The following is a 25,723-nucleotide window of genomic DNA, read 5'->3' on the forward strand; positions in this document are numbered from 1 at the left end:
TCAGCCCTTCTTCTTGTCCTGTTCCTTCTTCTGCATTCGGGCCCAGCTGTCCTTGAGGCCCACGGTGCGGTTGAACACCAGGCGGTCGCCGCGGCTGGCATGGCGGTCGGCGCAGAAGTAGCCCACGCGCTCGAACTGGAAGCGGCTCTCCGGGTCGGCTCCCGCCAGGCTCGGCTCGCCGATGGCCTGCACGGTCAGCAGCGACTCGGGGTTGAGGTGCTCGAGGAAGTCGGCATCCTTGTCCTTGTCGGGCTGCTCCTTGAGGAAGAGGTTGTCGTAGAGCCGCACCTCCATGGGTACCCCGTGCTCGGCGCTGACCCAATGGATCACGCCCTTCACCTTGCGCCCCTCGGGGTTCTTGCCGAGCGTGTCGAAGTCCACGGAGCAGCGCAGTTCGCTGATCTCGCCGGCGGCATCCTTGACCACCTCGTCACAGCGAATCACATAGCTGTTGCGCAGGCGCACCTCCTTGCCCGGTGCCAGGCGGAAGAACTTCTTGGGCGGCTCCTCCATGAAGTCATCCTGGTCGATGACGATCTCGCGAGTGAACGGCACCTTGCGCACCGCCATGTCCTCGCGGGCCGGGTGGCCGGGTACCTCATAGACCTCCTCGAAGTCCTCCGGCACGTTGGTCAGCACGACCTTCAGCGGCTTGAGAACGGCCATGGCGCGAGGGGCGTTGTCCTCGAGATCCGAGCGGATGGCATGATAGAGCATGGCGATATCCACCAGGCCGCCATCGGCGCGGGTGACGCCGATCATCTCGCAGAACTTGCGGATCGAGGCCGGCGTGTAGCCACGACGCCGCATGCCGGAGATGGTCGGCAGGCGCGGGTCATCCCAGCCGTCGACGATGCCCTCTTCCACCAGCAGCTTGAGCTTGCGCTTGGAGGTCAGGGTGTAGTTGAGGTTGAGTCGGGCGAACTCGATCTGGCGCGGCTTCGCCGGCACCGGCAGATTGTCCAGGAACCACTCGTAGAGCGGCCGGTGATCCTCGAATTCCAGGGTGCAGATCGAGTGGGTCACCTCCTCGATGGCATCCGACTGGCCATGGGTGAAGTCGTAGGAGGGGTAGATCTTCCACTTGTCGCCGGTCTGGTGGTGGCTGGCGTGACGGATGCGGTAGAGGATCGGGTCGCGCAGGTTGATGTTCGGCGCGGCCATGTCGATCTTCGCCCGCAGCACCTTCTCGCCCTCGGCGAACTCGCCGGTACGCATGCGCTCGAGCAGGTCGAGGTTCTCGTCCGGGCTGCGCTCGCGATAGGGGCTCGGCTTGCCCGCCTCGGTCAGGGTGCCGCGGTACTCGCGGATCTCGTCCGGCGAGAGGTCGTCGACATAGGCCTTGCCCTCGCGCACCAGGTGCTGTGCCCAGGCATAGAGCTGGTCGAAGTAGTCCGAGGCGAAGCGCACCGGACCCGCCCACTCGAAGCCCAGCCAGTGAACGTCCGACTTGATGGCGTCGATGTAGGCCTGCTCCTCCTTGGCCGGGTTGGTGTCGTCGAAGCGCAGATGACAGTCGCCACCGAAGTGCTCGGCGAGCCCGAAATTCAGACAGATCGACTTGGCATGGCCGATATGCAGAAAGCCGTTGGGCTCCGGCGGGAAGCGGGTGACGATCTTCCCGCTACGGCCGGCCTCGATCTCCTCGCGGATCTGGTTGCGGATGAAATTCGGCGCGCTGGTGGTGTCGGTGGACATGTCGGAAAAAACGACCTCTGGTTGAAGGTGCGGGCCTGGCGGCGCGAGCATGACGGGCCTTGGGCTATTGGGTGGCAGTGCCTCAGCGAGGGGCGCCGGGGGCAGGCCGAAGAGGAGGTCCTACGCCAGGGATGGCGTCGGTAGCCCCCAGGGAGGGGTTCACAGCGCCTCCTCGCAGGCCTGCCGCCGGATCAGCCCCGAGTGGCGCCTAACATCGACACTAGCTCCAGACAGCCCCCACGCTCGCTTCGCGCATCGCAGCAAAAACGGTATTATAGCGCCACAGCCATGGGCAACGCCAAGGCAACTCCCCTTTACCGCACAGGAACTTATCGATGATCGTACTGCAGACCAATTTCGGCGACATCACCGTCGAGCTCTACCAAGAGAAGGCACCCAAGTCCGCCGCCAACTTCGAGCAGTACGTCCGCGACGGCTTCTATGACGGCACCCTCTTCCACCGTGTGATCCCCGGCTTCATGGTCCAGGGCGGCGGCTTCGACACCGACTTCAACCAGAAGCCGACGCGGGACCCGATCGAGAACGAGGCCGACAACGGCCTGAAGAACACCACCGGCACCCTGGCCATGGCCCGCACCCAGGACCCGCACTCCGCCACCGCGCAGTTCTTCATCAATGTCGCCGACAACGACTTCCTCAACCACAGCGGCAAGAATGTTCAGGGCTGGGGCTACTGCGTGTTCGGCGAGGTGGTCGAGGGCATGGACGTGGTCGAGAAGATCAAGGCCGTGCCCACCACCCGTCGCGGCATGCATGCCGACGTGCCCGCCGAGGACGTGGTCATCCAGAAGGCCTACGTGAAGGACGAGCCGCAGGCCTGATCCTCCCCCGCCTTGCCACCACGCCCGCCCGACATTCCCGACCGAGGCGGGCGTGCTTCGTTTCACCGTCTGAACAGGGCCACTCATGACCACCCTGCTGATTTCCGACCTGCACCTGCACCCCGGCGCCCCCGAGATCACCGAGGGGTTCCTGAAGTGGCTGGACGAGCGCGCACGGGGTTGTGATGCCCTCTTTATCCTCGGCGACTTCTTCGAGGCATGGATCGGCGACGACCTGCTCGACCTGGGCGCGCATGACCCCACCGGCAACGCCGCCCTGGCGGCCCGCATCGCCGCCGCCCTGAAGCGCCTGGCCGATGACGGCATTGCCATCTACATGATGCACGGCAACCGAGACTTCCTCCTGGGTGAGCGCTTCGCCAGTGAAGCCGGTGCCACCCTGCTGCCGGACCCCAGCGTGGTGGCGCTTGGCGGACAGAGGGTGCTGCTGATGCATGGCGACAGCCTCTGCACCCGCGACGAGGCCTACCAGGCCTTTCGCGCCCAGGCACGCAACCCGCTATGGCAGGAGCAGGTGCTGTCGATGCCCATCCAGGACCGAATCGCCCTGGCCAGGCAACTGCGCGACCAGTCCGGGGAGGCCAACTCCAACAAGGCCGAGGACATCATGGACGTGACCCCGGGCGAGGTGGTGAAGGTGATGGCCGAGCACGGCGTCACGACGCTGATCCACGGCCATACCCACCGCCCCGACGTGCATGAGATAGAAGTCGACGGCCAGCCGGCCAGGCGCTTTGTGCTGGGCGACTGGCAGCCCGACAAGGGCTGGGAGATCGTCGTCGAGAACCTCAGTGAGCTGCGGCTTCAGGCGATCCCGCTTTCCTGACATTGCGCTCCCGATCGCGCGGCAAGCCGCGCTCCCATGCCAACCGGGTCATTATCCACTGACCAGGCAGCCCGCCAACTTGAGTTCCAGCGCCTTGGTGTCAGGCAGGTGGCCCGCCTCGCCGATCAACTCCAGCCGCGAGTCCCGCCGCCAGGCGGTGCCTGTCAGGCTGACCGTGCCATCGGCGCGGTTATAGAGCTTCCAGCCATCTGCCGTATGCAGCACCCCCTTGACGCGCAGATTCGCGGGCAACTCGCCCAGAAGCCGGGTGACGCGATCCAGTTCGAAGAGATCGGCGGCATGCCAGCGCCACCCCAGGGTGGCATGACCCAGCGAGGCCCCCTCCTCCCGAAGCGGCCTGCCGGGTTCCGGCTCGCGAAGCTCGACGTCTTCCAGCATCAGCGTCGCCGCCGCCGGACGGGCCGCCTGGTGAGCGGACGAGGCAGCGCCGGTCGACCCCGCATGCCGGCGGCTTTCCAGCAGCAGAGGGAGCGGCAGCGCCCCATGGGGCGCCTCGGCGATCCAGCGCTTGGGCGGCCAGAACTCGCCCAGCCAGGCGCGGGCCTCCTCACGCTGGTCGGGAGTGGCCAGGTCTGTCATGGTCAAGGCTACCCCGTCGGCCATGGCCAGCTGGTCGAGGAAGGTTTCGTGATGCCGGGCACGTGAATCGTCCAGGCGACGGGGGTCGAGCAACGCGATGATGTCCCGGACGTCCAGGACCCCATCGAAGCCCTCGCCTCGCAGCACGTCCAGCAGCCCGGCGGGATGACCCAGTCCCGAGGGCTCGATGATCAGCCGATCCGGCCGGTGCCGATGCAGCAGATTGACCAGGGAGGCCTGCAGCACGAAGGCCAGCTGGCAGCAGAGGCAACCGCCCGGCAACCCCTTGACCACGAGGTCGTCGCGCTCGGCGAACATCGCCTGGTCGATCCCTACCCTTCCGAACTCGTTGATCACCACCGCCCAGCGCTCCCCGGCGGGCTTCTGCTCGATCAGCCGGCGAATCAGGGTACTCTTGCCACTCCCCAGGAAACCGGTAACCAGGTGGACAGGCACATTAGCCAGGGGAGCGGGCATGGATAGCCTCCGGGGGCGGGGATAATGTTATAGAATAACATATTGCACCAAGGGGCAAGGGGCAAGGGGCAAGGGGCAAGGGGCAAGGGGCAAGGCAGTATCATCAAACGCAAAAGGAGCAAGCCAAGGGGTTTCCTTGTTGCTTGCTCCTTGTGCCTTGCGGCTGGCCGTAGGCCTTAGCGACGAATCTCGGCTTCCTCGCGCAGGTCGTCGAGCAGCCCCTGGATGGCCGCCTGGGCCCTCAGACGCTCGGCCATGCGGGCCACGAAGGACTCGATCTGTTCGTTGGGCTCGCCGGCCTCGACCTCGTCCAGGGCGATCAGCATCACGCGCTCGCCGTCCACCGCATGACCGTAGACCGGCGCGTCGTCCTCGGGGTGCGGCAGGCGGAAGGCCGCCTCGATCAACGCATCGGAAAGGTTGGTGTCACCCTGGCGGCTGATGGTCTCGGCCTGCTGCCAATCGATCTCCAGGGATTCGCCAGCGCGCAGTCGCTCGACACGTTCGGCGGCCAGCTCGACCAGTGCCTCGCGGGTCTTCTCGCGGCGCACCGCCGCCTCGACCTCGTCGCGCACCTCGTCCAGGGGCAGGGTGGTCGCCTCGCGATGCTCGGCCACCCGCAGCACTAGGCGGCGATCCTCGTCGAGCTCGATCACCTCGCTGTTATAACGCTCCTCCAGGACATCGCCACTGAAGGCCTGGTCCATCACGCCCGGCTCGGAGAGGACGCCGTCGGCGCCGTCGCGACCGACCCAGTCGCTCTGCTGCAGCTCCAGTTCCAGGTCCTCGGCGACGCTGGCCAGATCCTCGGCGGCGAAGCTGTCATCGATCAGGCGCTGGGCCTGCTCGTTGAAGGCATCGCTGACCTGCTCGCGGGCCAGCTGACGCCGCAGCTGGTCGCGGCTCTCCTCGAAGGCGGGACGGTCCAGCTCGGTGACCTTGACCAGGTGCAGGCCGTTATCGGTCTCGACGACCTCGGACACCTCGCCCTCGCCCAGGGAGAAGGCCGCCTCCTCGAATTCCTCACCGAAGAAGCCGCGGGAGATGACGCCCAGGTCGCCCCCGTCACCGCTGGTGGAGGTATCCTCGGACACCTCGGCGGCCAGCTCGGCGAAGGCCTCGCCCTCGGCGAGGCGCTCCTGCACCTGCTCGAGGATGGCCTCGGCCTCCTCACGGCTGCGCGCGTCGCCGAATGTCACCATGATGTGCGATACCCGGCGGTCCGCCTCGGCGGCGCCCTCTTCCCAGGCCTCGCGCAGGGCCTCCTCGCTGACCTCGGCCTCCTCGGCCATCTGCTGGCGGTCGAGGACCACATAGTTCAACCTGACCTGCTCGGGACGCCGGTAATCCGACTCGTGGGCGGCGTAGTAGTCCTCCAGGGCCTGTTCATCGACCTCGGGCGGCGTCTCCAGGTCCTCCGGTACCAGGGCATGGTGGCGGAAGGTGCGGGTCTGGCGCTGCAACGCGGCCAGGCGCTCTCGCTCCTCCTCCAGGGTGAAGTCGCTCACCGCCAGGCCCTGCTGGAGCTGCTGGCGTTTCACGTCGACGCTGAGCTGCTGGCGAAACGAGAGCGGCGTGAAGCCGGCACTGGAGAGACGGTTGCGGAACAGGTCGCGATCAAAGCGGCCGTTGGCGTCCTGAAATTCCGGCAGGTTCACGATCAGCTCGTCGAGCTGCTCCTCGGAGACATGCAGGCCACCCTCCTCGGCATACTGAGTCAGCAGGCGATCGGTGATCAGCATGTCGAGCATCTCCGCCCTCAGGGCACGCTCCTGCTCGGGCGGGACCTGCCCGCTGCGAATCGCTCGCTGGACTTCCATCTCCAGTTGCTGACGGGTAATCGGCTCGCCATTGACCTCGGCGACCTCGTCGCCACTGTTGCCCAGCAGCCCGACCAGCGATTCAACGCCGAAAAGCGCCATGGTCACGACCACGGCACCGATGATGATCTTCGCGCCCCAGCTCCTGGAGCGGTCACGAATACTTTGCAGCATGCAGGCCTCTGCGGATCAAGTGAGTCAGGTCGCGCCACATTATACGCATCACGGGGCATCACGCGACGCCGGCAGCGGTGAAGGTGGCCGAAATAAGGGACCCAAAAAAGAACAGGCGCACCGCCGGGGCGATGCGCCTGTTATGGAATCAACCGTCAGCGGTGCGGCAGGCGCCGTCGACTCAGTTGACGGAGTCCTTGAGCGCCTTGCCGGCCTTGAAGCTGGGCACCTTGGCAGCGCTGATCTCGATCGGCTGACCGGTCTGCGGGTTACGGCCGGTGCGGGCGGCACGCTCCTTCACCTGAAAGGTACCGAAGCCCACCAGGGAAACGCTGTCACCCTTCTTCAGGCTGTCGGTCACGGTCTCGACCATGGCATCCAGCGCACGAGAAGCCGCTGCCTTGGGAATGTCGGCAGACGCGGCAATGGCTTCGATCAGCTCGGATTTGTTCACACTTCACCCCTTGACGTTTTCGTAAATTGGCTCTAATCGGCGAGACGTTCGGCTGACTGACGCGATCACAGCATGGCGGTAGTTTATAGCAATGCGGTGAAAGACCTGTCAAGCAACCTTCCCTGCCAAGCCCCGCCATACCGGGATTCCAGCCCCGGCATGGCGAGAAAAATTATCGTTAGTGCGTACTGACCATCGACGCCGAGGAGGTGGAATCTTCCGTTCTGGGATCTTCCTTTTTCGGCGCCGGCTTGTCGGCCAGAGCCACCTCCAGAACATCATCGATCCAGCGAACCGGCCGAATATCGAGGGCATCCTTGATATTGTCCGGAACCTCCTTGAGGTCGCGGCGGTTCTCCTCGGGTATTAGCACTGTCTTTATACCACCGCGCCTGGCGGCCAGCAATTTCTCCTTCAGCCCGCCGATCGGCAACACCTCGCCGCGCAGGTTGACCTCGCCGGTCATGGCCACGTCGCAGCGCACCGGACGCCCGGTATAGGCCGAGACCATGGCCGTGACCATGGCGATGCCCGCGCTGGGACCGTCCTTGGGCGTGGCGCCCTCGGGCACGTGGATATGCAGATCCTCCTTCTCGAAGCGCTCCGGGTCGATGCCCAGCGCCAGGGCCCGGGCGCGCACCACCGTCTGGGCCGCGCTCACCGACTCCTTCATCACGTCGCCGAGCGAGCCGGTCTTGTCCAGGCGCCCCTTGCCGGGTGTGATCACCGACTCGATGTTGAGCAGTTCGCCACCCACCGAGGTCCAGGCCAGGCCGGTCACCCGACCGACCTGGTCCTCCTGGTCGGCCAGTCCGTAGCTGTAGCGACGCACGCCGGCATAGGGCTCGATGTCGACGGCCGCAAGCAGCACCGGTGCCTGAGCCCCCTCCTGGCTCTCCTTCTCGAGGCGCTCGCGCAGCACCTTGCGGCACACCTTGGCGATCTGGCGCTCCAGCTCGCGGACCCCGGCCTCGCGGCTGTAGTAGCGGATCAGCTCGAGCAGCGCGTCGTCGGAGAACGACAGCTCGTCCTCCTTGAAGCCGTTGGCCTTGAGCTGCTTGGGCACCAGGTAACGACGGGCAATGGCCAGCTTCTCGTCCTCGGTGTAGCCCGGCAGGCGGATGACCTCCATGCGGTCGAGCAGCGGACCGGGGATGTTCATCGAGTTGGCCGTGCAGATGAACAGCGTCTCGGAGAGGTCGTAGTCCAGCTCCAGGTAGTGGTCGCTGAAGGTGTCGTTCTGCTCCGGGTCCAGCACCTCGAGCAGCGCCGAGGAGGGGTCGCCACGGTGGTCCATGCCGATCTTGTCGACCTCGTCGAGCAGGAAGAGCGGGTTCTTGACCCCGGCCTTGGCCATGCGCTGGACCATCTTGCCGGGCAGCGAGCCGATATAGGTGCGACGATGGCCACGAATCTCGGACTCGTCGCGCACCCCGCCGAGCGCCAGGCGCACGTACTTGCGGTTGGTGGCCCGGGCGATGGACTGCCCCAGCGAGGTCTTGCCCACCCCCGGCGGCCCCACCAGGCAGAGCACCGGGCCCTTGAGCTTCTTGACCCGCTTGTGGACCGCGAGGTACTCGAGGATACGCGCCTTGACCTCGTCGAGGCCGTAATGGTCCTCGTCGAGCACCTTCTGGGCATGCACCAGGTCATGCTTGATGCGGGTGCGCTTCTTCCACGGCACCGCCACCAGCCAGTCCAGGTAGGAGCGCACCACCGTGGCCTCGGCGGAGTTCGGCGACATCATCTTCAGCTTGCCCAGTTCCTGGAGCGCCTTGTCGCGGGCCTCCTTGGGCATGCCGGATTCCTCGATGGCCTTCTCGTACTTCTCGGCCTCGTTGGGCACGTTCTCGAGCTCGCCCATCTCCTTCTGGATGGCCTTCATCTGCTCGTTGAGATAGTACTCGCGCTGGGACTTCTCCATCTGGTCCTTGACCCGCGAGCGGATGCGCTTCTCCACCTGCAGCAGGTCGATCTCGGACTCGATCAGCGCCATCAGGTGCTCGATGCGATCGCGCACCCGGTCCATCTCCAGCAGCTGCTGCTTGTCGTCGATCTTTAGCGAGAGGTGGGCACAGATGGTATCCACCAGGCGGCTGGGGTCCTCGATGCCGGAGAGCGAGTTGAGGACCTCGTTGGGCACCTTCTTCGACATCTTCACGTACTGCTCGAACTGGTTGAGCAGCACCCGCACCAGGGCCTCCTGCTCGCGCTCGCTGAGCGGTTCGCTCTCGCGCAGGCTTACCTCGGCGCGGCTGTAGCCGCCGTCGACGGCGACGATCTCGCGGATATCGGCCCGGGACTCGCCCTCGATCAGTACCTTGACGGTGCCGTCGGGCAGCTTGAGCAGCTGCATGATCTCGGCCACGGTGCCGATGGAAAACATGTCCTCGTTGTCGGGGTCGTCCTTGCTGGCCTCGCGCTGGGCCACCAGCAGGACGCGCTTGTCGGCCGCCATCGCAGCCTCGAGCGCCTGGATCGACTTCTCGCGACCGACGAACAGCGGGATGACCATCTGCGGATAGACGACCACGTCGCGCAGTGGCAAAAGGGGCAGACTCAGGGTCTGTTCGGCGTTCTGCTGCATCGCAGACGTTCCTCACACGAAATCGGATGGATACCCAAGGAGTGGGGGCGAACCGGCGGCATTGCAAGGCAACACGCGCCGGCGCGCAAAAGAAGGGGAGCGGTCCATCACCCGAGATGCCGGCTGGGCACCTCGCGGATGAAGCCGCTCCCTCTCAGGGCGTCTTGCGCCCGGTGGTTCAGCCGTCGGTGCCGTCGACCCGCTGCGCCTCCTGCTGGGAGTAGATCAACAGCGGTTCGCTCTCGCCGCTGATGACCGAGGCGTCGATCACCACCTTGGACACGCCTTCCAGGGAGGGAATCTCGTACATGGTATCGAGCAGGACAGACTCGAGGATCGAGCGCAGGCCACGGGCGCCGGTCTTGCGCGCCATGGCCTTGCCGGCCACCGCACGCAGGGCATCCTCGCGGAACTCCAGCTCCACGCCTTCCATCTCGAACAGCCGAGCATACTGCTTGATCAGCGAGTTCTTGGGCTCGGTGAGGATCTGGATCAGGGCGTCCTCGGTGAGCTCGGTGAGCGTCGCGATCACCGGCAGGCGACCGACGAACTCGGGGATCAGGCCGAACTTGACCAGGTCCTCGGGCTCCACGTCAAGCAGCAGGTCACCCACGCCCTTGGTCTCGTCCTTGCTCTTGACCACAGCGTTGAAGCCGATGCCGCCCTTCTCGGCGCGATCACGGATCACCTTGTCCAGGCCGGCGAAGGCGCCGCCGACGATGAACAGGATGTTGCCGGTGTCGACCTGCAGGAACTCCTGCTGGGGATGCTTGCGTCCGCCCTGAGGTGGCACCGAGGCGGTGGTGCCCTCGATCAGCTTCAGCAACGCCTGCTGCACGCCCTCGCCCGAGACGTCACGGGTGATGGACGGGTTGTCCGACTTGCGCGAGATCTTGTCGATCTCGTCGATGTAGACGATGCCGCGCTGGGCCTTCTCCACATCGTAGTCGCACTTCTGCAGCAGCTTCTGGATGATGTTCTCGACATCCTCGCCGACGTAGCCCGCCTCGGTGAGGGTGGTGGCGTCGGCGATGGTGAAGGGCACATTGAGCAGACGCGCCAGGGTCTCGGCCAGCAGGGTCTTGCCGCTGCCGGTGGGACCGATCAGCAGGATGTTCGACTTGCCAAGCTCGACGTCGTCGTCCTTGGCGCCGAAGCGCAGGCGCTTGTAGTGGTTATAGACCGCCACCGACAGCACCATCTTGGCGCGGTCCTGGCCGATCACGTAGTCATCGAGGGTGTGACGAATCTCGCGGGGAGCGGGCAGACGCTCCTCGTCGGTCTCGGCATCGGCATCGAGCACCTCCTCGCGAATGATGTCGTTGCAGAGGTCGACACACTCATCGCAGATATACACGGACGGGCCGGCAATCAGCTTGCGTACTTCATTCTGGTTCTTGCCGCAGAACGAGCAGTAGAGCAGCTTGCCGCCTTCGTCCTTGCCTTTGCCGTCGGCCATTCGCGTACCTCTTTCATAGTGACGCCCCCACAGTATGGCTCATGAGGCGTCGGGTTCACCACGGCGGTCTCGGCCGCCGGGAAACGTCTTAGTGCATGAAGGTCACTCGGGTGAAATTCACGCTATCAGGATGTCGGCCGCTGTTCCAGCACCGCATCGATCAGGCCGTACTCCGCGGCCTGCGGGCCATTCATGAAGTTGTCGCGGTCGGTATCCCGGGCGATGGTCTCGATGTCCTGGCCGGTGTGGTGGGCGAGGATCTGGTTCAGCTTGTCGCGGATACCAAGGATCTCGCGGGTGTGGATCTCGATGTCCGAGGCCTGACCCTGGTAGCCACCCAGCGGCTGGTGGATCATCATCCGCGAATTGGGCAGGCAATAACGCTTGCCTGCGGCACCGCCGGCCAGCAGCAGTGCGCCCATGCTCGCGGCCTGGCCGATGCAGACCGTGGAGACGTCGGGCTTGATGAACTGCATGGTGTCGTAGACGGACATGCCGGCCGTCACGGAGCCGCCCGGCGAGTTGATGTACAGGTGGATGTCCTTGTCCGGGTTCTCGGACTCCAGGAACAGTAGCTGTGCCACCAGCAGGTTGGACATGTAGTCTTCCACCGGGCCCACTAGGAAGATCACGCGCTCCTTGAGCAGGCGGGAATAGATGTCGTAAGCCCGCTCGCCGCGCGCGCTCTGCTCGACCACCATGGGCACCAGGCCACCGGCGGATTGGATATCGAACGGGTTGCTCATCTGGGTGATGTCCTTGGATCCGATGAATGGAAGCGTAGGGTAACGTCCCTGCCCGGCCACGAGGCCAGACAGGGTGCGCCGAGACGCGATCAGGCCTGCTTCTCTTCGCCCTGCTCTTCTGCCTCGGCCTCTTCGCCTTCCTCGGCGGCCTCGCCCTGCTGCTGAGCCGCGGCGAGGGCCTCCTGGTAGCTCATTTCCACGTCCTTGACGCTGGCCTGCTCGAGCAGGACATCGACGGCCTTTTCTTCAAGGATAGCCGACTGGACCTGGGTCTTGAGCTGGTCGTTGCCCATGTAGTGCTCGACCACCTGCTCGGGGTCCTGATACTGCTGGGCCAGCTCCTCGACCTTGGCCTTGATCTCGTCGTCGGTGGCCTCGAGCTCATGGCTCTTGATCACCTCGGCCAGCAGCAGGCCCACCTGGACGCGGCTTCTGGCCTGCTCGGCAAACAGCTCGTCGGGCAGCTGGCTGACGTCGAAGTCCTCGCCGAGGCCGAACTGCTGGGCCGCCTGACGCTTGAGGCCCTCGGTCTCCTGCTGCACCAGCGCCTGGGGCACCGGGATGTCGTTGGCTTTCTTCAGCGCCTCGAGCACCTGCTGCTTGACGCGATTGTCGACCGCCTGGGTCGCCTCACGGGTCATGTTCTTCTTGACCTCGGCGCGGAACTTGTCCAGATCGCCGTCCTCGACCCCGAACTTCTCGACGAACTCGGCATCCACCTCGGGCAGGGCCTGGCCCTTCACGGCATGGACCTTGACCTTGAAGGTCGCTTCCTGACCGGCCAGCTGCTCGGCCTGGTAGTCCTCGGGGAAGGTGACCTTGAGTTCCTTCTCCTCGCCCGCCTTGGCACCGATCAGCTGCTCCTCGAAGCCGGGGATGAAGCTGCCGGACCCGATCACCAGCTCGTGGCCCTCGGCGCTGCCACCCTCGAAGGGCTCATCCCCCAGGAAGCCCTGGAAGTCGATCGTGACCTGGTCACCCTCCTCGGCGGCACGCTCGACCTCTTCCCAGCCGGCATTCTGCTTGCGCAGGGTATCGATCATCTCGTCGACGTCGGCTTCGGTCACCTCGACCACCGGACGCTCGACCTCGGTGCCCTCGATGGAGGCCAGTTCGACCTCGGGGTAGATCTCGAGGGTCGCGGTGAACTCCAGGTCCTTACCCGCCTCGTTGACGGTGGCCTCGATCTGCGGATACCCGGCCGGATTGAGCTCGTGCTCGGAGATGGCACGCACATAGCGCTCGCGCATCACTTCGCCCACCACCTCGTCGCGCACGCCGCGTCCGTAACGCTGGCGTATCACCGACATCGGGATCTTGCCCTTGCGGAAGCCATCCATGCGCACGTTCTTGGCGGCATCCTTGAGACGGGCGGCAACGGCCTCGTCGACCTCGGCGGCCGGCACCTGGACCTTGATGCGGCGTTCAATCTGGGAGGTCGTATCGACGGAAACTTGCATGAAATGTCCTCTACCGACTGGGGCGTTCTGTGAAAGCGTGAAAGGGTCAAAGGGCTGATTCTAAGAATCCCGCCCGGTACTGGCAAGCGCCGTGCCTGAACAGATGGGGGCCTGACGGCACATTACAAGGGGTATCACCGGGATTTTTCCGCACCGGCTACTGTCGCGTTCGACTACGGGAAGGCGGGTCGCGACGGGCGACATGACACGCACGAAGCATCAGGGGATGAACCGGGAGACGCGGGACCTGCTGAGGGAGGCAATGGGGTGGATGATGGGGATCGAACCCACGACCACCGGAGCCACAATCCGGGGCTCTACCACTGAGCTACATCCACCACTGCCTGGGGGTCATGTCGAGGTGGGGTGGATGATGGGGATCGAACCCACGACCACCGGAGCCACAATCCGGGGCTCTACCACTGAGCTACATCCACCACTACGACACGGGTCTTGCTGAAAGCTCTAACGCGTCGGCTGAACCGCTACCGGCCACTCCATGCGACACATGGCGCGCCCAGCAGGACTCGAACCTGCAACCTACGGCTTAGAAGGCCGTTGCTCTATCCGGTTGAGCTATGGGCGCATTCTACGTCTCAGAGCGCCTGACCGCAACCCGAAATGAGAAATAAAACTTCCCAATCAATGGGTTGTGGTCGGGGTGGAGGGATTCGAACCCCCGACATCCTGCTCCCAAAGCAGGCGCGCTACCAGACTGCGCTACACCCCGCCGGCTCTTGCACGGCCCTGACGCCGCCGCAGGGGCCTCGTCAAGCGCTGCGTATTCTACGGAACTTTCCCGGCGGGTCAAGCGAGAACCGCGCCACTGCCGCCATCGCGACACAGTTGAACATAGCGAGGGCGCCGGGGGCAGGCCGAAGAGGAGGTCCTACGCCAAGGATGGCGTCGGTAGCGCCCAGGGAAGGGTTTACAGCGCCTCCTCGCAGGCCTGCCGACGGATCAGCCCGAGCAATGCTGCTATCTGCACGAACCGCGCCACTGCCGCCGGGCCGCTTTGCCTAGGGGCCCCGGCATGCGAAAATCCCCCGCCCCGACCGAAGCCCATCCACCACCCACCAGAGGGAAGCTCGATGACCGCCCAACTGATCGATGGCAAGTCCATTGCCGCCCGAGTCCGCCAGCAGGTCGCTCGCCAGGTGCAGGCACGCCGCGAGGCCGGAGGGCGCATTCCCGGACTGGCCGTGGTCCTGGTGGGCGAGGACGCCGCCTCTGCCGTCTACGTGCGCAACAAGCACCGCGCCTGCGAGGAAGCCGGCATCCGCTCCTTCAAGTACCAGCTGCCGTCGGATACCAGCCAGACCGAACTCGAGACCCTGGTCGACCAGCTCAACGACGACCCACGCATCGATGGCATCCTGGTGCAATTGCCGCTTCCCGAGCACCTCGACGCCCGCCCGATCCTCGAACGCATCCTGCCCCACAAGGATGTCGACGGCTTCCACCCCTACAACCTCGGCCGCCTGGCCCAGCGCCTGCCGCTGCTGCGCCCCTGCACCCCCAAGGGCGTGATGACCCTGCTGGAGGCGAGCGGGCTCGAGGTCCGCGGGCTGGACGCCACCGTGGTCGGCGCCTCCAACATCGTCGGCCGCCCCATGTCGCTGGAGCTGATGCTCGCCGGCTGCACCACCACCGTCTGCCATCGCTTCACGCAGAACCTGGAGGAGCACGTCCGGCGTGCCGACCTGCTGGTGGTCGCGGTCGGCAAGCCCGGCCTGGTCAAGGGCGAATGGATCAAGCCCGGCGCCATCGTCATCGACGTCGGAATCAACCGCCAGGAGGACGGTCGCCTGATCGGCGACATCGACTTCGCCCCGGCCGCCGAACGCGCCAGCTGGATCACCCCGGTCCCCGGCGGCGTCGGCCCCATGACCGTGGCCACCCTGCTCGAGAACACCCTGCAGGCCGCCGATATGCATGACGCCGAGAAGAAGTAGCAAGGAGCAAGGAGCAAGGAGCAAGGAGCAAGGAGCGTCGTGCACCTTTCGTCGAAGTCGGCTAGAATACCCTGCCCATTTTTCCCGACTCGCGAGGTCGTCCGATGACCGACAAGAAGATGAACGTCGAAAGCTTCAATCTCGACCACACCAAGGTGAAGGCGCCCTATATCCGCCTTGCCGATGTCAAGACCGGCGAGCACGGCGATACCATCCACAAGTACGACATGCGGATCTGCCAGCCCAACCAGGACCACATGGAGATGCCCGGCCTGCACTCCCTGGAGCACCTGATGGCCGAGATGTCCCGTAAGCACTCCGACAAGGTCGTCGACATCAGCCCCATGGGCTGCCAGACCGGTTTCTACATCGCGATGATCAACCACGACGACTACGACGGCGTGCTCGATCTGGTCGAGGGGACCCTGAAGGACGTGCTGGAGGCCGACGAGGTGCCCGCCTGCAACGAGATGCAGTGCGGCTGGGCGGCAAGCCACAGCCTGGAAGGCGCCAAGCAGATTGCCCGCGGTTTCCTCGCCAAGCGCGACGAATGGACCCGGGTCTTCGCATGAAGCGCATCGGCATCATCGGCGCCATGGCCCAGGAGGTCGCGGCGCTCGCCGCACAGCTGGAGGATCGCCACACCCGCCAGCACGTGGGCTGCACCTTCCACCTGGGCAAGCTGCATGGCGTCGAGGTGGTGATCCTGCAGTCCGGCATCGGCAAGGTGAATGCCGCCATCGGCACCACCCTGCTGCTGGACGTCTACCATCCCGAGGCAATCATCAACACCGGCTCCGCCGGCGGCTTCGGTGAGGGGCTCGAGATCGGGGATATCGTCGTCTCCAGCGAGGTACGCCACCACGACGTGGATGCCGTGGTGTTCGGCTACGAGCACGGCCAGGTGCCCAACATGCCGGCCGCCTACTTCCCGGACGCGCGGCTGGTCACCATGGCCAGGGAGTGCGTCGAGGCGCTGGGCGAGGTCAACGTCGTGGAGGGCCTGATCGCCACCGGCGACGTCTTCATGGCCTGCCCCGAGCTGGTGGCCACGACCCGCTCACGCTTCCCCACCATGATGGCCGCCGAGATGGAAGCCGCGGCGATCGCCCAGACCTGCCGCCACTACGGCTGCCCCTTCGTAGTGATTCGCGCGCTCTCCGACATCGCCGGCGGTGGCGACAACCACCTCTCCTTCGCAGAGTTCCTGGAGAAGGCCGCCGATCACTCCACGCGCATGGTCACGGCCATGGTCGACCGCCTGGGTCACCACAGCCGGCAGGCCGAGACGGTCGAGGGCTGAGCATGGCTCGCACCACGCGTGGCTGGTGGGGTCTTGCCCTGTGCCTGCCCCTGCTGATGGCTGGCTGCGCCACCCACCTGGACAGTAACGGCCCGGTCACGGCCTCGGGGTTGGCGGAGCCGGCCGACTTCGCCTTCGAGCGCCTCGCGCCGCTCACCTATACCCCACCCGACTGGCCAGAGGCGCTCGAGGCACGCGTCCTGCTCCCGGATACCCCCGAGGGCCGGCTGCGCCCGGCGGCCCTTCTGGTGCACGGCGGGGGATGGCAGCGGCGCACCCCCGACGACATGGACGAGATCGCCGAGCGGCTAGCCGAACGCGGCTACGTGACGGTCAATATCGCCTACCGCTTCGCCCCGACCTATCGCTTCCCCGCGCAGCTCCATGACCTGCAGCAGGCCATGGGCTGGATCCACGACAGGGCCGAGGAATGGCGCATCGACACCGACCGCATCGTCGGTGTCGGCTACTCCAGCGGCGCCCACCTGGTCAGCCTGCTCGGCGTGCTGGGAAGCAATGGCCCCCTGACCGCCCCCCACGGCGGCGACCACGCCCGGCTGGCCGCCGTGCTGGGCGGCGGCCTGCCGAGCGATCTCTTGAAGTTCGATGACGGACGCCTGGTGGTGGAGTTCATCGGCGGCACCCGGGCCGAGAAGCCAGACGCTTATCGGCTCGCCTCACCGATCTACCACGTCGATGCCGACACTCCGCCCCACTTTCTCTTCCATGGCCGCTGGGACAGCCTGGTCCCGGTGGACCATGCCACCGACTTCCACGCCGCTCTCCTCACCCAGGGCGTGGAGAGTGAGCTCTATCTGCAGCACTACCGCGGGCACTTCACCAGCTTCCTGACCCGCGACAACGCCATCGAGGCCGGCATCGCCTTTCTCGACCGGCAGCTACAAGACGATTAAGCCCGTGCCTGGAACGACAGCGGCCGCCCCTCGGGGCGGCCGCTTGCCACTGTCGCGATCAACGGCGACCGGCATCAGTCACGCAGCTTCCACGCCAACTTCTCGCCGGCGGCCAGGGGCACGATGGTCTGGCCCTCGGCATAGGGCAGCGACTCGGGCAGCTGCCAGGGCTCGCGCACCAGGGTGACGTTACCGGTGTTGCGCGGCAGACCGTAGAAATCGGGACCGAAGTGACTGGCGAATCCCTCCAGGCGCTCCAGGGCCCCGGCCTGTTCGAAGGCGGTGGCATAGAGCTCCAGGGCCGCGGGCGCGGTGTAGGCGCCTGCACAGCCGCAAGCACTCTCCTTGTCACCACGCGCATGGGGGGCGCTGTCGGTCCCCAGGAAGAATTTGGGGCTGCCCGAGGTCGCGGCGGCCAGCAGCGCCTGGCGGTGGCGCTCGCGCTTGAGGATCGGCAGGCAGTAGTAGTGGGGGCGAATGCCGCCCACCAGCATGTGATTGCGGTTGAACAGCAGGTGGTGGACGGTGATGGTGGCGGCGACATTGGCCGGCGCCGCGGCCACGAAGTCGGCGGCCTCCGCCGTGGTGATGTGCTCGAAGACCACCTTCAGGTCCGGATGGCGCTCGAGCAGCGGCTTCATGACCCGCTCGATGAATACCGCCTCGCGGTCGAAGATGTCGATGTCGGCGTCGGTGACCTCGCCATGCACCAGCAGCGGGATCCCCAGTCGCGCCATGGCGGCCACGGCCGCGTCGCAATGCGCCAGGTCGGTGACGCCTGAGGCCGAGTTGGTGGTCGCCCCGGCGGGATAGAGCTTCACCGCCTGCACCAGGCCGCTGGCATGCGCCCGCTCGATCTCATCAACCGGCGTATCGTCGGTCAGATAGAGCGTCATCAGCGGTTCGAAATCGGCCCCGGCGGGAAGCGCCGCGAGGATCCGCTCGCGATAGGCCAGCGCCTGTTCGGTGGTGGTCACCGGCGGCTTGAGGTTCGGCATGATGATGGCGCGCCCCATCTGGCGGGCACTGGCGGCCACCACGGCGGCGAGCGCCTCGCCGTCGCGCAGGTGGAGGTGCCAGTCGTCGGGGCGAGTCAGAGTGATCGAGTTCACGGCAGGTCCTGTATCGAGAGCATCAAGGTCGTCATGAGCGAAGGTGGGGCCAGTATATCGCAACCCCGCCGCCGACCCGAGGCCACACCAGGCCGTTTGTCTGCTAACATATCCGGCCGCTCTTCCGCGCCCCGGAGCCCGATGCCGTCCGTTGACCCGAAACGCTCGCCCCTGCGTGCCGACTGCCTCCTGCTGCTGGTCACCCTGCTCGCCGCCGCCGGCTGGATCTTTTCCAAGGAGGCCCTGGCCGGCATGCCCCCGCTGCTGTTCATCGGCACGCGCTTCCTGATCGCCGGGGGCATCCTGACGCTCTTCGCCCTCCCCGCCCTGCGTCGGCTCTCCCTTGCCGATTGGCGGCGGGCCGCTGGCGTAGGGATGATCTTCAGTGCCGCCATTTCGCTGTGGGTGCTCGGCCTGCACCACTCCCGCCATCTCGGCGAGAGTGCCTTCATCAACAGCCTGGGCATCCTGCTGGTCCCGGTGGTAGCACGCCTTCTGTTCGGTGACCGGCCGCCGCGCACCACCTGGATCGCCCTGCCGGTGGCGCTGGTCGGCTTCATGCTGCTGTCGTTGAACGCCGGCTTTCGTATCGAGCCCGGCCAGTGGCTGATCGCCGGCTCGGCGCTGGTCTTTTCGGTGCTGATCAATGCCAATTCGCGGGTAGTGCGCCGCGTCCCCGCCCTGCCGCTGACGGCGATTCAGTTGCTGGTGGTGGGCCTGGTGCTCACCCTCGCCTCTCTCCCCGTCGAGCCCTGGCCGGCACGCCTCTCGGCGGCCACCCTGGGCTGGGTCGCCGCCAGCATCCTCTTCGCCAGCACCCTGCGCTTCTTCCTCCAGGTCCACGCCCAGGGACTGACCACCCCCAGCCATGCCGCGGTCATCCTGATGCTCGAGGCCGTCTGGACCGCGCTGATGGCCGCCTGGTGGTTCGGCGAGACCATGACGCTGCTGCAGCTGCTGGGCTGCTCGCTGATTTTCGCGGCCCTGCTGATCAATCGCTGGTACTGGGTGCGCCGACTCTTCAAGCGGCGCTGAATGCCGTATCATGGCGCCAGCGTTCGCGTCGCCACCGATGCCAGGCCCCATGAGGATTCGATGCCCAAGGTAAGACATTACGCCGATATCGTTGCCATCCTGGCCGGCCTGATGTGGCTGGTGCTCTACTGGTCGGTCAGCATTTCCGCGCATCTCGGCAGCATCGAACCCAGCCTCGCCGCCCTGCTGATGGTCGGCAGCCTGATCCTGATCAGCTTCGTGCACCGCCCCATTCGCGTGCTGCTCGGTCGCTACCACGTCCGCAAGCGGCGCACCGAGATGTGGATGCATATTCTCGCCCTGCCCCTGACCCTGGCCTTCCTGCTGGCCATCGTCATCGACCACCTCATCACCCCGATGAACGGCGAACAGAAGATGTTGCTCTTCAATGCACTGGCTACGGCCGGCTGGCTGGTGTTCGTTTTCACCCTGGTGATCAAGCTGCTGCTCCACCTGCTCCAGCAGAAGCGCAAGGCGAAGCGGTAAGCCGCATCAAACGCCGAGAAACTTCCGGCTATGGAAGCTTGGGTTCGTCGTCGCGACTTGCAGCGCGACCAGGGGCTAAGTCTTTGTAGGAGCCGTGCTTGCACGGCGATTTACCCCCGGCTGTTCAATTCGCGGTGCGAGTCGAAACGTCGAACCGACCGCTCCCACAACCCCCTTCCTCCTCCTCAAAACCGATCGGCCCGGAACGGCGCCATATCGATTTCCGGACGCTCCCCGTCCATCATCTGCGCCAGCAAGCGACCGGTGGCCGGCCCCAGGGTGAAGCCCTGGTGCCCATGGCCGAGCGCCAGCCAGAGCCCCTCCTGCCCCGGCGCCGGGCCGATCACCGGCTTCATGTCCGGCGTGCAGGGTCGCGCACCCTTCCAGGGTTCGGGATCCAACCGCTCGCCCAGCGGAAACAGCTTCTTCGCCACACGCTCGGCGGCGGCCAGTTGCTCCAGGTGCGGCGGCGCTTCGAGACGCTCGAGTTCCGCGCCGGTGGTAAGGCGAATCCCCCCCTGCATCGGGGCCAGCAGGTAGCCGATCTCGGCATCCATCACCCAGTGCCCGAGCCTGGCCGAGCCAGTCACATCGTAATGCATGTGATAGCCACGCTTGACGAACAGCGGGATCTCCAGCCCCAGGCTCGAGAGCCAGTCCCGCGACCAGGGGCCCATGGCCATCACTACCTGCTCGGCCTCGAGCACGCCCTCGTTCGTGGTGACCCGCCAACCGCTGCCGTCGCGAACGACATCCTTCACCTCCGTCTGCCACACACGGCCCCCTTCCGCCTCGAAGCTGCGGGCATACGCCTGCACCAGGGCGCCGGGGTCGGCCACCGTCCAGGGTTGCTCCCAGTGAATCGCCCCGGCCAGGCCATCGGCCAGATCGGGCTCCATGGCCGCCAGCTCCCCCGCATCCAGCGCCCGGTAACGGACTCCGAACCGCTCGGCGTTGGCCGCAGTATCGCTCAGGCGCGCCGCCATGGCCTCCCGGGTACGGTAGACCTCCAGCCAGCCCTCACGGCGCACCAACGCATCGGCACCCGCCGCTTCGACCATCGGGGCATGGGCCTCCAGCGACAGGCAGATCAGCGAGGCGTACTCGGGCACGATGCGCGCATAGCGCTTGGGGGCCGAGTTCTGCCAGTACAGCAGCAACGGCCGCGCGGACTGCACCATACCGCCTGGCCGGTAACGGATATCCACCTGGCGGTTGGGCAATACCCGCAGCATGGTGGCCAGGTCACGCGGAAAGGGATAGGGCTGGACGGCCTCGCGCTGGATGATGCCGGCATTGCCGAAGGAGGTCTCGCGCCCCGGCTCCCGACGGTCGACCAGGGTCACCGAATGGCCCCGCCGGGCCAGGTGCCAGGCCACCGACACCCCCACCATCCCGGCTCCCATTACCACGATCTCACGCGCCATCTCTGACTCCTTGTCTGCTGTTCGGGGGCTGGTACCTCGAGCATGCACTCTCCCTCAAAGAAGGGAAAGCCGAGGCTCGGCATCAGTCGGCCGTCCCCTCCTGCACCTGCAGCTTGGCGCGGATGAAGTCCGAGTGGCCGACATGCAGCAACTCGGCCAGGCGACGAATACGGTGCTCCTCGAGGTGGTGCTGTTCACCATCGGCCAGCGACAGCGACCACATCATGCGCACCAGCTCGCAGCGCTGGCCGTAGTCGAAGTGCTCCTTGACCAGACTGACGAACTGGTAGTGATCGACGGCCGAGTCGGCCTCTTCACGGGCCAGACGCATCAGGTCATCAAGGTCTTCGTCCTCAAGGTCGAAGCGCCGTTGCAGCAGCTCGCGCAGCAGGGCGACTTCACTGTCGTCGAGGTGATAGTCGGCACGTGCCACCTCGAAGAGTAGTGCCGCCGTGGCAAGTTCCAGCGTCGGTGCGGCCGGGTCGGTGCCTCCGCCATCAGCCATCATCTTGCTGAAGAAGCGCTGTATCGAATCGATCATCCATAGGTCCCGTGAAAGAAGTCAGGCGAAGAGAGGTTGACCTGGCAATCCTATCATGCTCAGCAATGGCTGCTCTTCCAGAATAGGCGGCAGGTTTCCAAGATTCGTCGACATGCCAGAAACGGCTCATCATCACGCGGCACCGCCTGGACTCGGGCCACCGATATTGGCAGCATCTTGCGACAGGTGGCTGGCTAAGCCAGCCACCTGTCGCAAGATGCTTATACATGCCGTTTCGCTTAAGGCGTCACCACTTTCCCGTAACGAGTCCCCATGAGGCAGGCATTGTAGAGAGCGCTTTTCGCTAGTAGCTTCCTCAAGCGGCATTCTTTGACCTTTCCTCCCCCGGAAGCAATTGGCCTACCAGCGATTGACCGACTGTTCAGAAACACCATGCTATCAGGACAACTATGTTGTCGACTCGCCTCTCTCAAGGGGCCTTGAGTACTGAGATGATCTGCTATTCGGTATGTCGATAGCGCTTCGTCGCAAGATCTCACGATAACCATGCAAACGTAGCGAAATTATCACCTCACCGATGGTCCGGTTTGTGAGAGGTAAGGCCAAGTGGGCTCACAGGCAAGGAAAAATCCCTGAAGGTTTAAAGAAATCTGTTTTTAGCATTTGAAGAAACTGCAACTCCAACGGTGATATCAGCGGCAAGCCAACATCATGACGTCTCTGATAACGTTGATAGTCTTTTCGATTTCGAAAGACTTGAGCTTTGGGTGGACAAGGAACATCAGACTAGTTTCACCTAATTCTCGCGCCACGGGAAGACGCGTCCTCGGACAAAAATCGGTTCCTACAAAAGCCTTCTCGAGATAGACCTCGGGGCAGGAGCCACCGAATAATGGCACACCACGGAAGTTCACTTCACCAATAATACGATCCCTGTTCCAGTCAGACTTGAGCAAGTGAGACTGGATAAAGACATAACCTTTATAAGCAGCATGTTCAACATGATCAGGGGGCAACGGAACGCGGAGACCACGACATCCACGTAAAGCATACAAGACACGGCTCATATTAGCCTGTCGCGTACGTGACCATTCCGGTAAAAAACGAAGTTGAATCCTACCGATGACTGCCTGAACTTCCATCATGCGTAAATTGCTACCGAAAGATTCATGTAGCCAACGAAATCCGGGAGGATGATTCTCATCATACACGGCCTTCCAACTCTTTCCGTGATCCTTATAAGACCACATTTTTTCCCAGAGGGCGGGATCATCGGTTGTGACCATTCCGCCTTCCCCTCCTGTCGAGATGATTTTGTCTTGACAGAAAGACCAGGCTCCGACTGCCCCCAAGCACCCCACAGACTTGCCACGATACTTTGCTCCATGAGCCTGAGCACAGTCTTCGACCACATACAAATCATGAGAGCGAGCTAAGGCATTAATCTCGTCCATCTCGCAGGGCCAGCCAGCCAGATGCACTGCAAGAATGGCTCGTGTTCGCGGAGTGATCTTCTCGGCGATAGAAGGAGCAGTTATATTTTGAGAGTCAGCATCGACATCAGCAAAAACCGGTACTGCCCCGACTGCAACGACACTGGACGCCGAAGCCAGGAAAGTTCTCGGAGAAACGATAACCTCGTCACCATGACCAATACCAAGACCTCTCAAGGCCAACTCAAGCGCCAAGGTCCCATTTGCCACTGCAACTGCATAGCGACTACCAACGTATTCAGAAAACTCCTGTTCGAAGCAACGTCCCTCTTCACCAGTCCAGTAGTTTACGTGGTTGGATAGCAGCACACGAGAAACCTCCATAGCCTCTGTTTCTGTAAATGAAGGCCAAGGAGAAAAAGGTCCATTAAGCATGGTAACACCCCCTCAGGATAACACGAAAGTTATTCTAGCCAAAAAGTGTATGCCAGATACACTTGATATCGGTGCGAAAACTCCAAGAGCGAACGTAGTGAATGTTCATCTCTACTTTTAGGGGATAAACAATGTCACGATTGTATGACTCAGGATCTTCCTGTACAGCAAGGAGTAACTCTTCATCACGAAATGCCAGAGAAGCTGGGCCTGTAATGCCAGGGCGCACACTCAATATTAGGGATGCATCACCGTGCAGGAGATCAGCAAAGCCCGGAACGTCCGGGCGAGGCCCAACGAAACTCATATCGCCGATGAGAACATTCCAGAGCTGAGGCAGTTCATCAAGTTTAGTCCGCCGCATAAAGCGGCCGATCTTAGTAATTCTTGGATCATTTATTGTTGTAACATTAGTGTTAAGATATTCATTCGGCCGCATCGTTCGAATCTTGTAAAGGGTAAAGATTCGACCACCGAGACCAATACGCTTCTGAGAAAAAATACCCGAACTTCGGGTGTCAATACTTGCCACTATATAGCAAACGCTGATCAGCCAACTCACGGCCAACAAACCCACGAGGGATAATACGATATCGAACAAGCGCTTGACAATCTTCTGACTACGGGTCATTCCAGCTGACTGTAGCGGGTCGCACGTGCCGAAGACATGGGCATGTTGGCGCTCGTTGTCTAGCATTGGAGTTCTCATATCATGATGTACGGCTGAGCGTGGAACTGGGGACATCAGGTACAACGGGGTTCACGTTACCGCCAGAGCGAACGTAACCCTTTGCATAGCAGAGGACCTCCGCCAGGAATGGAAGTGGGTCTTTCCAGTGCCAGTCATCACACGGTGTCGCTCGTAAGGACCCGAGCACCTCCCTCGGCACACCGAACACTTCACGCCACTGGCGTGAGGCCATAAGGTCCAGACAACGTATCCCCTCCCCCAGCAGCCATAAACTGCGTTTCGGTGGCTGCGGCATGGGGGGGAAGAACGTCTCGAAATCCGTTTCTCCCAGGGCAAGCGCCACCGACGCTGCTGGAAATTCTAGGCCATTGACCCGAGCCAGGTTCAGCGCGCCCCATAAACGAGGATTCATCTCCAGCAGGCTGAACTCACCCGTCGCCGGGTTCTCGATGAAGTCGAAATGGCCAATACCTTCCCAGCGCAAGCGGGACACCAACCGATCCACTTGGTGCCGCAGCGCCTCCGAGGAGAAGGGTTCGCGGAAGGTGCTGGTCCCCATTCCCTTGCTCTTCGCACGAAGATAGCGCTCACCAAAGAACGCCACTACTTGCCCGGCGATGGCGAGAAAACAGGCACCCACGACGTCACCGGGAATATAGGCCTGTAGAATGGGGAATCCCGCATCGTCCGCGGCAACTGACAGGAAAGGCGGCTTACTGAGCGTGTCGTGCAAGGCCTCAGGGTTGTCGACCACTGTCACGCCCTTGGCACTATTGGACTGGCGCAGCTTGACCACCAGCGGAAAACCGATCTCGTGAGCATGACGTTCTGCCTCCTCGAGGTCGGCAGGAAACTGTGTCGTGGGGACCCTGATGTCTTCCTCCACGGCCAGCCGAGTCACCGTTGCCTTGTCCACGCCTTGCTCGAGCAATGGCAAGGAAGGACAAGCCAGTACCACGCCGCCTGGAAGCGTCTGCTCGTGACGGCGCAGGGTCAAGGAATCCTCATGGCAGGGCAGTATGGCATCGATCTTCCAGCGCTGAACCAGGGAGATGACGTCCTGAATGAATGCCTCTGGTGCCTGAACATGGTCGGCCACACGGGCACTTGCCGTACAGAAGCGTGACCAAGCTGCCATGGACGGCTGAAGGTGGCTGCAAACATAAACGTCATGCCCCCTTGAAGCCAACGACTGCACCGCAACATACGCGGTCCTGCACCAGCCATAGGTCACCAGAATCCGAGACATTCTTACCTCGTTATCAG

Annotated in this window: 22 protein-coding genes and 4 tRNA genes; 8 read left to right on the forward strand and 18 right to left on the reverse strand. The window is 63.8% G+C overall.

The genetic code is table 11. The annotated features are described in order from the left end of the window. Positions 1-1,698, reverse strand: a complete 1,698-nt coding sequence (locus QLQ86_RS08525) for a glutamine--tRNA ligase/YqeY domain fusion protein (RefSeq protein WP_282816581.1) — start codon at positions 1,696-1,698, stop codon at positions 1-3. A 335-nt stretch (positions 1,699-2,033) separates the two neighbouring features. Between QLQ86_RS08525 and QLQ86_RS08530 the strand changes: the two genes are divergently transcribed. Next, entirely contained in the window at positions 2,034-2,540 is a 507-nt protein-coding gene (locus tag QLQ86_RS08530) for a peptidylprolyl isomerase (protein ID WP_282816582.1), read from the forward strand. An 85-nt stretch (positions 2,541-2,625) separates the two neighbouring features. Beyond that, positions 2,626-3,387: a UDP-2,3-diacylglucosamine diphosphatase gene (locus tag QLQ86_RS08535; RefSeq protein WP_282816583.1), complete on the forward strand. Its 762-nt coding sequence runs from the start codon at positions 2,626-2,628 to the stop codon at positions 3,385-3,387. A gap of 51 nt (positions 3,388-3,438) precedes the next feature. On the opposite strand, the gene QLQ86_RS08540 is transcribed toward QLQ86_RS08535, so the two are convergent. The 11 genes from QLQ86_RS08540 to QLQ86_RS08590 form a co-directional block, all read right to left on the reverse strand. Next, positions 3,439-4,464 carry a CobW family GTP-binding protein gene (locus QLQ86_RS08540; protein WP_282816584.1) on the reverse strand — a complete coding sequence of 342 codons (1,026 nt, stop codon included), beginning with the start codon at positions 4,462-4,464 and terminating at the stop codon, positions 3,439-3,441. Positions 4,465-4,640: 176 nt separating this feature from the next. Beyond that, on the reverse strand, positions 4,641-6,458 hold the full coding sequence (locus tag QLQ86_RS08545; RefSeq protein WP_282816585.1) for a SurA N-terminal domain-containing protein: 1,818 nt from the start codon (positions 6,456-6,458) through the stop codon (positions 4,641-4,643). 181 nt (positions 6,459-6,639) lie between these two features. Further along, positions 6,640-6,912: an HU family DNA-binding protein gene (locus QLQ86_RS08550; protein ID WP_106231210.1), complete on the reverse strand. Its 273-nt coding sequence runs from the start codon at positions 6,910-6,912 to the stop codon at positions 6,640-6,642. A gap of 178 nt (positions 6,913-7,090) precedes the next feature. Beyond that, positions 7,091-9,499: an endopeptidase La gene (lon, locus tag QLQ86_RS08555; protein WP_282816586.1), complete on the reverse strand. Its 2,409-nt coding sequence runs from the start codon at positions 9,497-9,499 to the stop codon at positions 7,091-7,093. A 178-nt stretch (positions 9,500-9,677) separates the two neighbouring features. Beyond that, positions 9,678-10,958, reverse strand: coding sequence for an ATP-dependent Clp protease ATP-binding subunit ClpX (clpX, locus tag QLQ86_RS08560; RefSeq protein ID WP_282735846.1), 1,281 nt, complete (start codon positions 10,956-10,958; stop codon positions 9,678-9,680). A 125-nt stretch (positions 10,959-11,083) separates the two neighbouring features. Beyond that, a complete protein-coding gene (gene clpP / locus QLQ86_RS08565; protein WP_278030914.1) occupies positions 11,084-11,704 on the reverse strand; it encodes an ATP-dependent Clp endopeptidase proteolytic subunit ClpP in 621 nt (206 codons plus the stop codon). Between the two features lie 89 nt (positions 11,705-11,793). Beyond that, a complete protein-coding gene (gene tig / locus QLQ86_RS08570) occupies positions 11,794-13,164 on the reverse strand; it encodes a trigger factor (protein WP_282816587.1) in 1,371 nt (456 codons plus the stop codon). 263 nt (positions 13,165-13,427) lie between these two features. Further along, a tRNA-His gene (locus QLQ86_RS08575) sits at positions 13,428-13,502 on the reverse strand. A 24-nt stretch (positions 13,503-13,526) separates the two neighbouring features. Then, a tRNA-His gene (locus QLQ86_RS08580) sits at positions 13,527-13,601 on the reverse strand. 72 nt (positions 13,602-13,673) lie between these two features. After that, positions 13,674-13,750 (reverse strand) — tRNA-Arg (locus QLQ86_RS08585). 67 nt (positions 13,751-13,817) lie between these two features. Then, positions 13,818-13,894: transfer RNA gene (locus tag QLQ86_RS08590), tRNA-Pro, on the reverse strand. A 361-nt stretch (positions 13,895-14,255) separates the two neighbouring features. Between QLQ86_RS08590 and folD the strand changes: the two genes are divergently transcribed. The 4 genes from folD (at position 14,256) to QLQ86_RS08610 (ending at position 17,336) form a co-directional block, all read left to right on the forward strand. Beyond that, a complete protein-coding gene (gene folD / locus QLQ86_RS08595) occupies positions 14,256-15,119 on the forward strand; it encodes a bifunctional methylenetetrahydrofolate dehydrogenase/methenyltetrahydrofolate cyclohydrolase FolD (protein WP_282816588.1) in 864 nt (287 codons plus the stop codon). Positions 15,120-15,223: 104 nt separating this feature from the next. Continuing rightward, complete coding sequence (locus tag QLQ86_RS08600; protein ID WP_282816589.1) at positions 15,224-15,691, forward strand: S-ribosylhomocysteine lyase; 468 nt, start codon at positions 15,224-15,226, stop codon at positions 15,689-15,691. Continuing rightward, entirely contained in the window at positions 15,688-16,422 is a 735-nt protein-coding gene (mtnN, locus tag QLQ86_RS08605) for a 5'-methylthioadenosine/S-adenosylhomocysteine nucleosidase (protein ID WP_282816637.1), read from the forward strand. Before QLQ86_RS08600 ends, mtnN begins: the two co-directional genes overlap by 4 nt. A 2-nt stretch (positions 16,423-16,424) precedes the next feature. Beyond that, positions 16,425-17,336 (forward strand): alpha/beta hydrolase, encoded by a 912-nt coding sequence (locus tag QLQ86_RS08610; protein ID WP_282816590.1) that lies wholly within the window; start codon positions 16,425-16,427, stop codon positions 17,334-17,336. Positions 17,337-17,410: 74 nt separating this feature from the next. On the opposite strand, the gene pyrC is transcribed toward QLQ86_RS08610, so the two are convergent. After that, the gene (gene pyrC, locus QLQ86_RS08615; RefSeq protein WP_282816591.1) at positions 17,411-18,448 is read right to left on the reverse strand and encodes a dihydroorotase; all 1,038 of its coding nucleotides are present in this window, start codon (positions 18,446-18,448) and stop codon (positions 17,411-17,413) included. A gap of 141 nt (positions 18,449-18,589) precedes the next feature. On the opposite strand from pyrC, the gene QLQ86_RS08620 reads away from it, so the two are divergent. Both QLQ86_RS08620 and QLQ86_RS08625 read left to right on the forward strand, forming a co-directional pair. Beyond that, positions 18,590-19,483 carry a DMT family transporter gene (locus QLQ86_RS08620; RefSeq protein WP_282816592.1) on the forward strand — a complete coding sequence of 298 codons (894 nt, stop codon included), beginning with the start codon at positions 18,590-18,592 and terminating at the stop codon, positions 19,481-19,483. A gap of 60 nt (positions 19,484-19,543) precedes the next feature. Continuing rightward, positions 19,544-19,969, forward strand: coding sequence for a hypothetical protein (locus QLQ86_RS08625; protein WP_282816593.1), 426 nt, complete (start codon positions 19,544-19,546; stop codon positions 19,967-19,969). A 185-nt stretch (positions 19,970-20,154) separates the two neighbouring features. Here the strand turns inward: QLQ86_RS08625 and QLQ86_RS08630 are convergent, their stop codons facing one another. From QLQ86_RS08630 to QLQ86_RS08650, 5 genes are all read right to left on the reverse strand, one after another. Next, positions 20,155-21,396 carry an NAD(P)/FAD-dependent oxidoreductase gene (locus QLQ86_RS08630; RefSeq protein ID WP_282816594.1) on the reverse strand — a complete coding sequence of 414 codons (1,242 nt, stop codon included), beginning with the start codon at positions 21,394-21,396 and terminating at the stop codon, positions 20,155-20,157. An 82-nt stretch (positions 21,397-21,478) separates the two neighbouring features. After that, positions 21,479-21,937 carry a tellurite resistance TerB family protein gene (locus tag QLQ86_RS08635; protein WP_282816595.1) on the reverse strand — a complete coding sequence of 153 codons (459 nt, stop codon included), beginning with the start codon at positions 21,935-21,937 and terminating at the stop codon, positions 21,479-21,481. A gap of 653 nt (positions 21,938-22,590) precedes the next feature. Further along, positions 22,591-23,766: a DegT/DnrJ/EryC1/StrS family aminotransferase gene (locus QLQ86_RS08640; RefSeq protein ID WP_282816596.1), complete on the reverse strand. Its 1,176-nt coding sequence runs from the start codon at positions 23,764-23,766 to the stop codon at positions 22,591-22,593. A gap of 34 nt (positions 23,767-23,800) precedes the next feature. Then, positions 23,801-24,463: a sugar transferase gene (locus tag QLQ86_RS08645; RefSeq protein ID WP_282816597.1), complete on the reverse strand. Its 663-nt coding sequence runs from the start codon at positions 24,461-24,463 to the stop codon at positions 23,801-23,803. 13 nt (positions 24,464-24,476) lie between these two features. After that, positions 24,477-25,706 carry a carboxylate--amine ligase gene (locus QLQ86_RS08650; RefSeq protein ID WP_282816598.1) on the reverse strand — a complete coding sequence of 410 codons (1,230 nt, stop codon included), beginning with the start codon at positions 25,704-25,706 and terminating at the stop codon, positions 24,477-24,479. Between the last annotated feature and the right edge of the window lie 17 nt (positions 25,707-25,723).

The sequence above is a fragment of the Halomonas rhizosphaerae genome, assembly GCF_030012485.1.
Classification (GTDB): Bacteria; Pseudomonadota; Gammaproteobacteria; order Pseudomonadales; family Halomonadaceae; genus Halomonas; species Halomonas rhizosphaerae.

Coding starts and splice junctions, on each gene's coding strand:
- QLQ86_RS08525 (WP_282816581.1), bottom strand. CDS start 1,698: ATGTCCACCGACACCACCAGCGCGCCGAATTTCATCCGCAACCAGATC.
- QLQ86_RS08530 (WP_282816582.1), top strand. CDS start 2,034: ATGATCGTACTGCAGACCAATTTCGGCGACATCACCGTCGAGCTCTAC.
- QLQ86_RS08535 (WP_282816583.1), top strand. CDS start 2,626: ATGACCACCCTGCTGATTTCCGACCTGCACCTGCACCCCGGCGCCCCC.
- QLQ86_RS08540 (WP_282816584.1), bottom strand. CDS start 4,464: ATGCCCGCTCCCCTGGCTAATGTGCCTGTCCACCTGGTTACCGGTTTC.
- QLQ86_RS08545 (WP_282816585.1), bottom strand. CDS start 6,458: ATGCTGCAAAGTATTCGTGACCGCTCCAGGAGCTGGGGCGCGAAGATC.
- lon (WP_282816586.1), bottom strand. CDS start 9,499: ATGCAGCAGAACGCCGAACAGACCCTGAGTCTGCCCCTTTTGCCACTG.
- clpX (WP_282735846.1), bottom strand. CDS start 10,958: ATGGCCGACGGCAAAGGCAAGGACGAAGGCGGCAAGCTGCTCTACTGC.
- clpP (WP_278030914.1), bottom strand. CDS start 11,704: ATGAGCAACCCGTTCGATATCCAATCCGCCGGTGGCCTGGTGCCCATG.
- tig (WP_282816587.1), bottom strand. CDS start 13,164: ATGCAAGTTTCCGTCGATACGACCTCCCAGATTGAACGCCGCATCAAG.
- folD (WP_282816588.1), top strand. CDS start 14,256: ATGACCGCCCAACTGATCGATGGCAAGTCCATTGCCGCCCGAGTCCGC.
- QLQ86_RS08600 (WP_282816589.1), top strand. CDS start 15,224: ATGACCGACAAGAAGATGAACGTCGAAAGCTTCAATCTCGACCACACC.
- mtnN (WP_282816637.1), top strand. CDS start 15,688: ATGAAGCGCATCGGCATCATCGGCGCCATGGCCCAGGAGGTCGCGGCG.
- QLQ86_RS08610 (WP_282816590.1), top strand. CDS start 16,425: ATGGCTCGCACCACGCGTGGCTGGTGGGGTCTTGCCCTGTGCCTGCCC.
- QLQ86_RS08620 (WP_282816592.1), top strand. CDS start 18,590: ATGCCGTCCGTTGACCCGAAACGCTCGCCCCTGCGTGCCGACTGCCTC.
- QLQ86_RS08625 (WP_282816593.1), top strand. CDS start 19,544: ATGCCCAAGGTAAGACATTACGCCGATATCGTTGCCATCCTGGCCGGC.
- QLQ86_RS08630 (WP_282816594.1), bottom strand. CDS start 21,396: ATGGCGCGTGAGATCGTGGTAATGGGAGCCGGGATGGTGGGGGTGTCG.
- QLQ86_RS08635 (WP_282816595.1), bottom strand. CDS start 21,937: ATGATCGATTCGATACAGCGCTTCTTCAGCAAGATGATGGCTGATGGC.
- QLQ86_RS08640 (WP_282816596.1), bottom strand. CDS start 23,766: ATGCTTAATGGACCTTTTTCTCCTTGGCCTTCATTTACAGAAACAGAG.
- QLQ86_RS08645 (WP_282816597.1), bottom strand. CDS start 24,463: ATGCTAGACAACGAGCGCCAACATGCCCATGTCTTCGGCACGTGCGAC.
- QLQ86_RS08650 (WP_282816598.1), bottom strand. CDS start 25,706: ATGTCTCGGATTCTGGTGACCTATGGCTGGTGCAGGACCGCGTATGTT.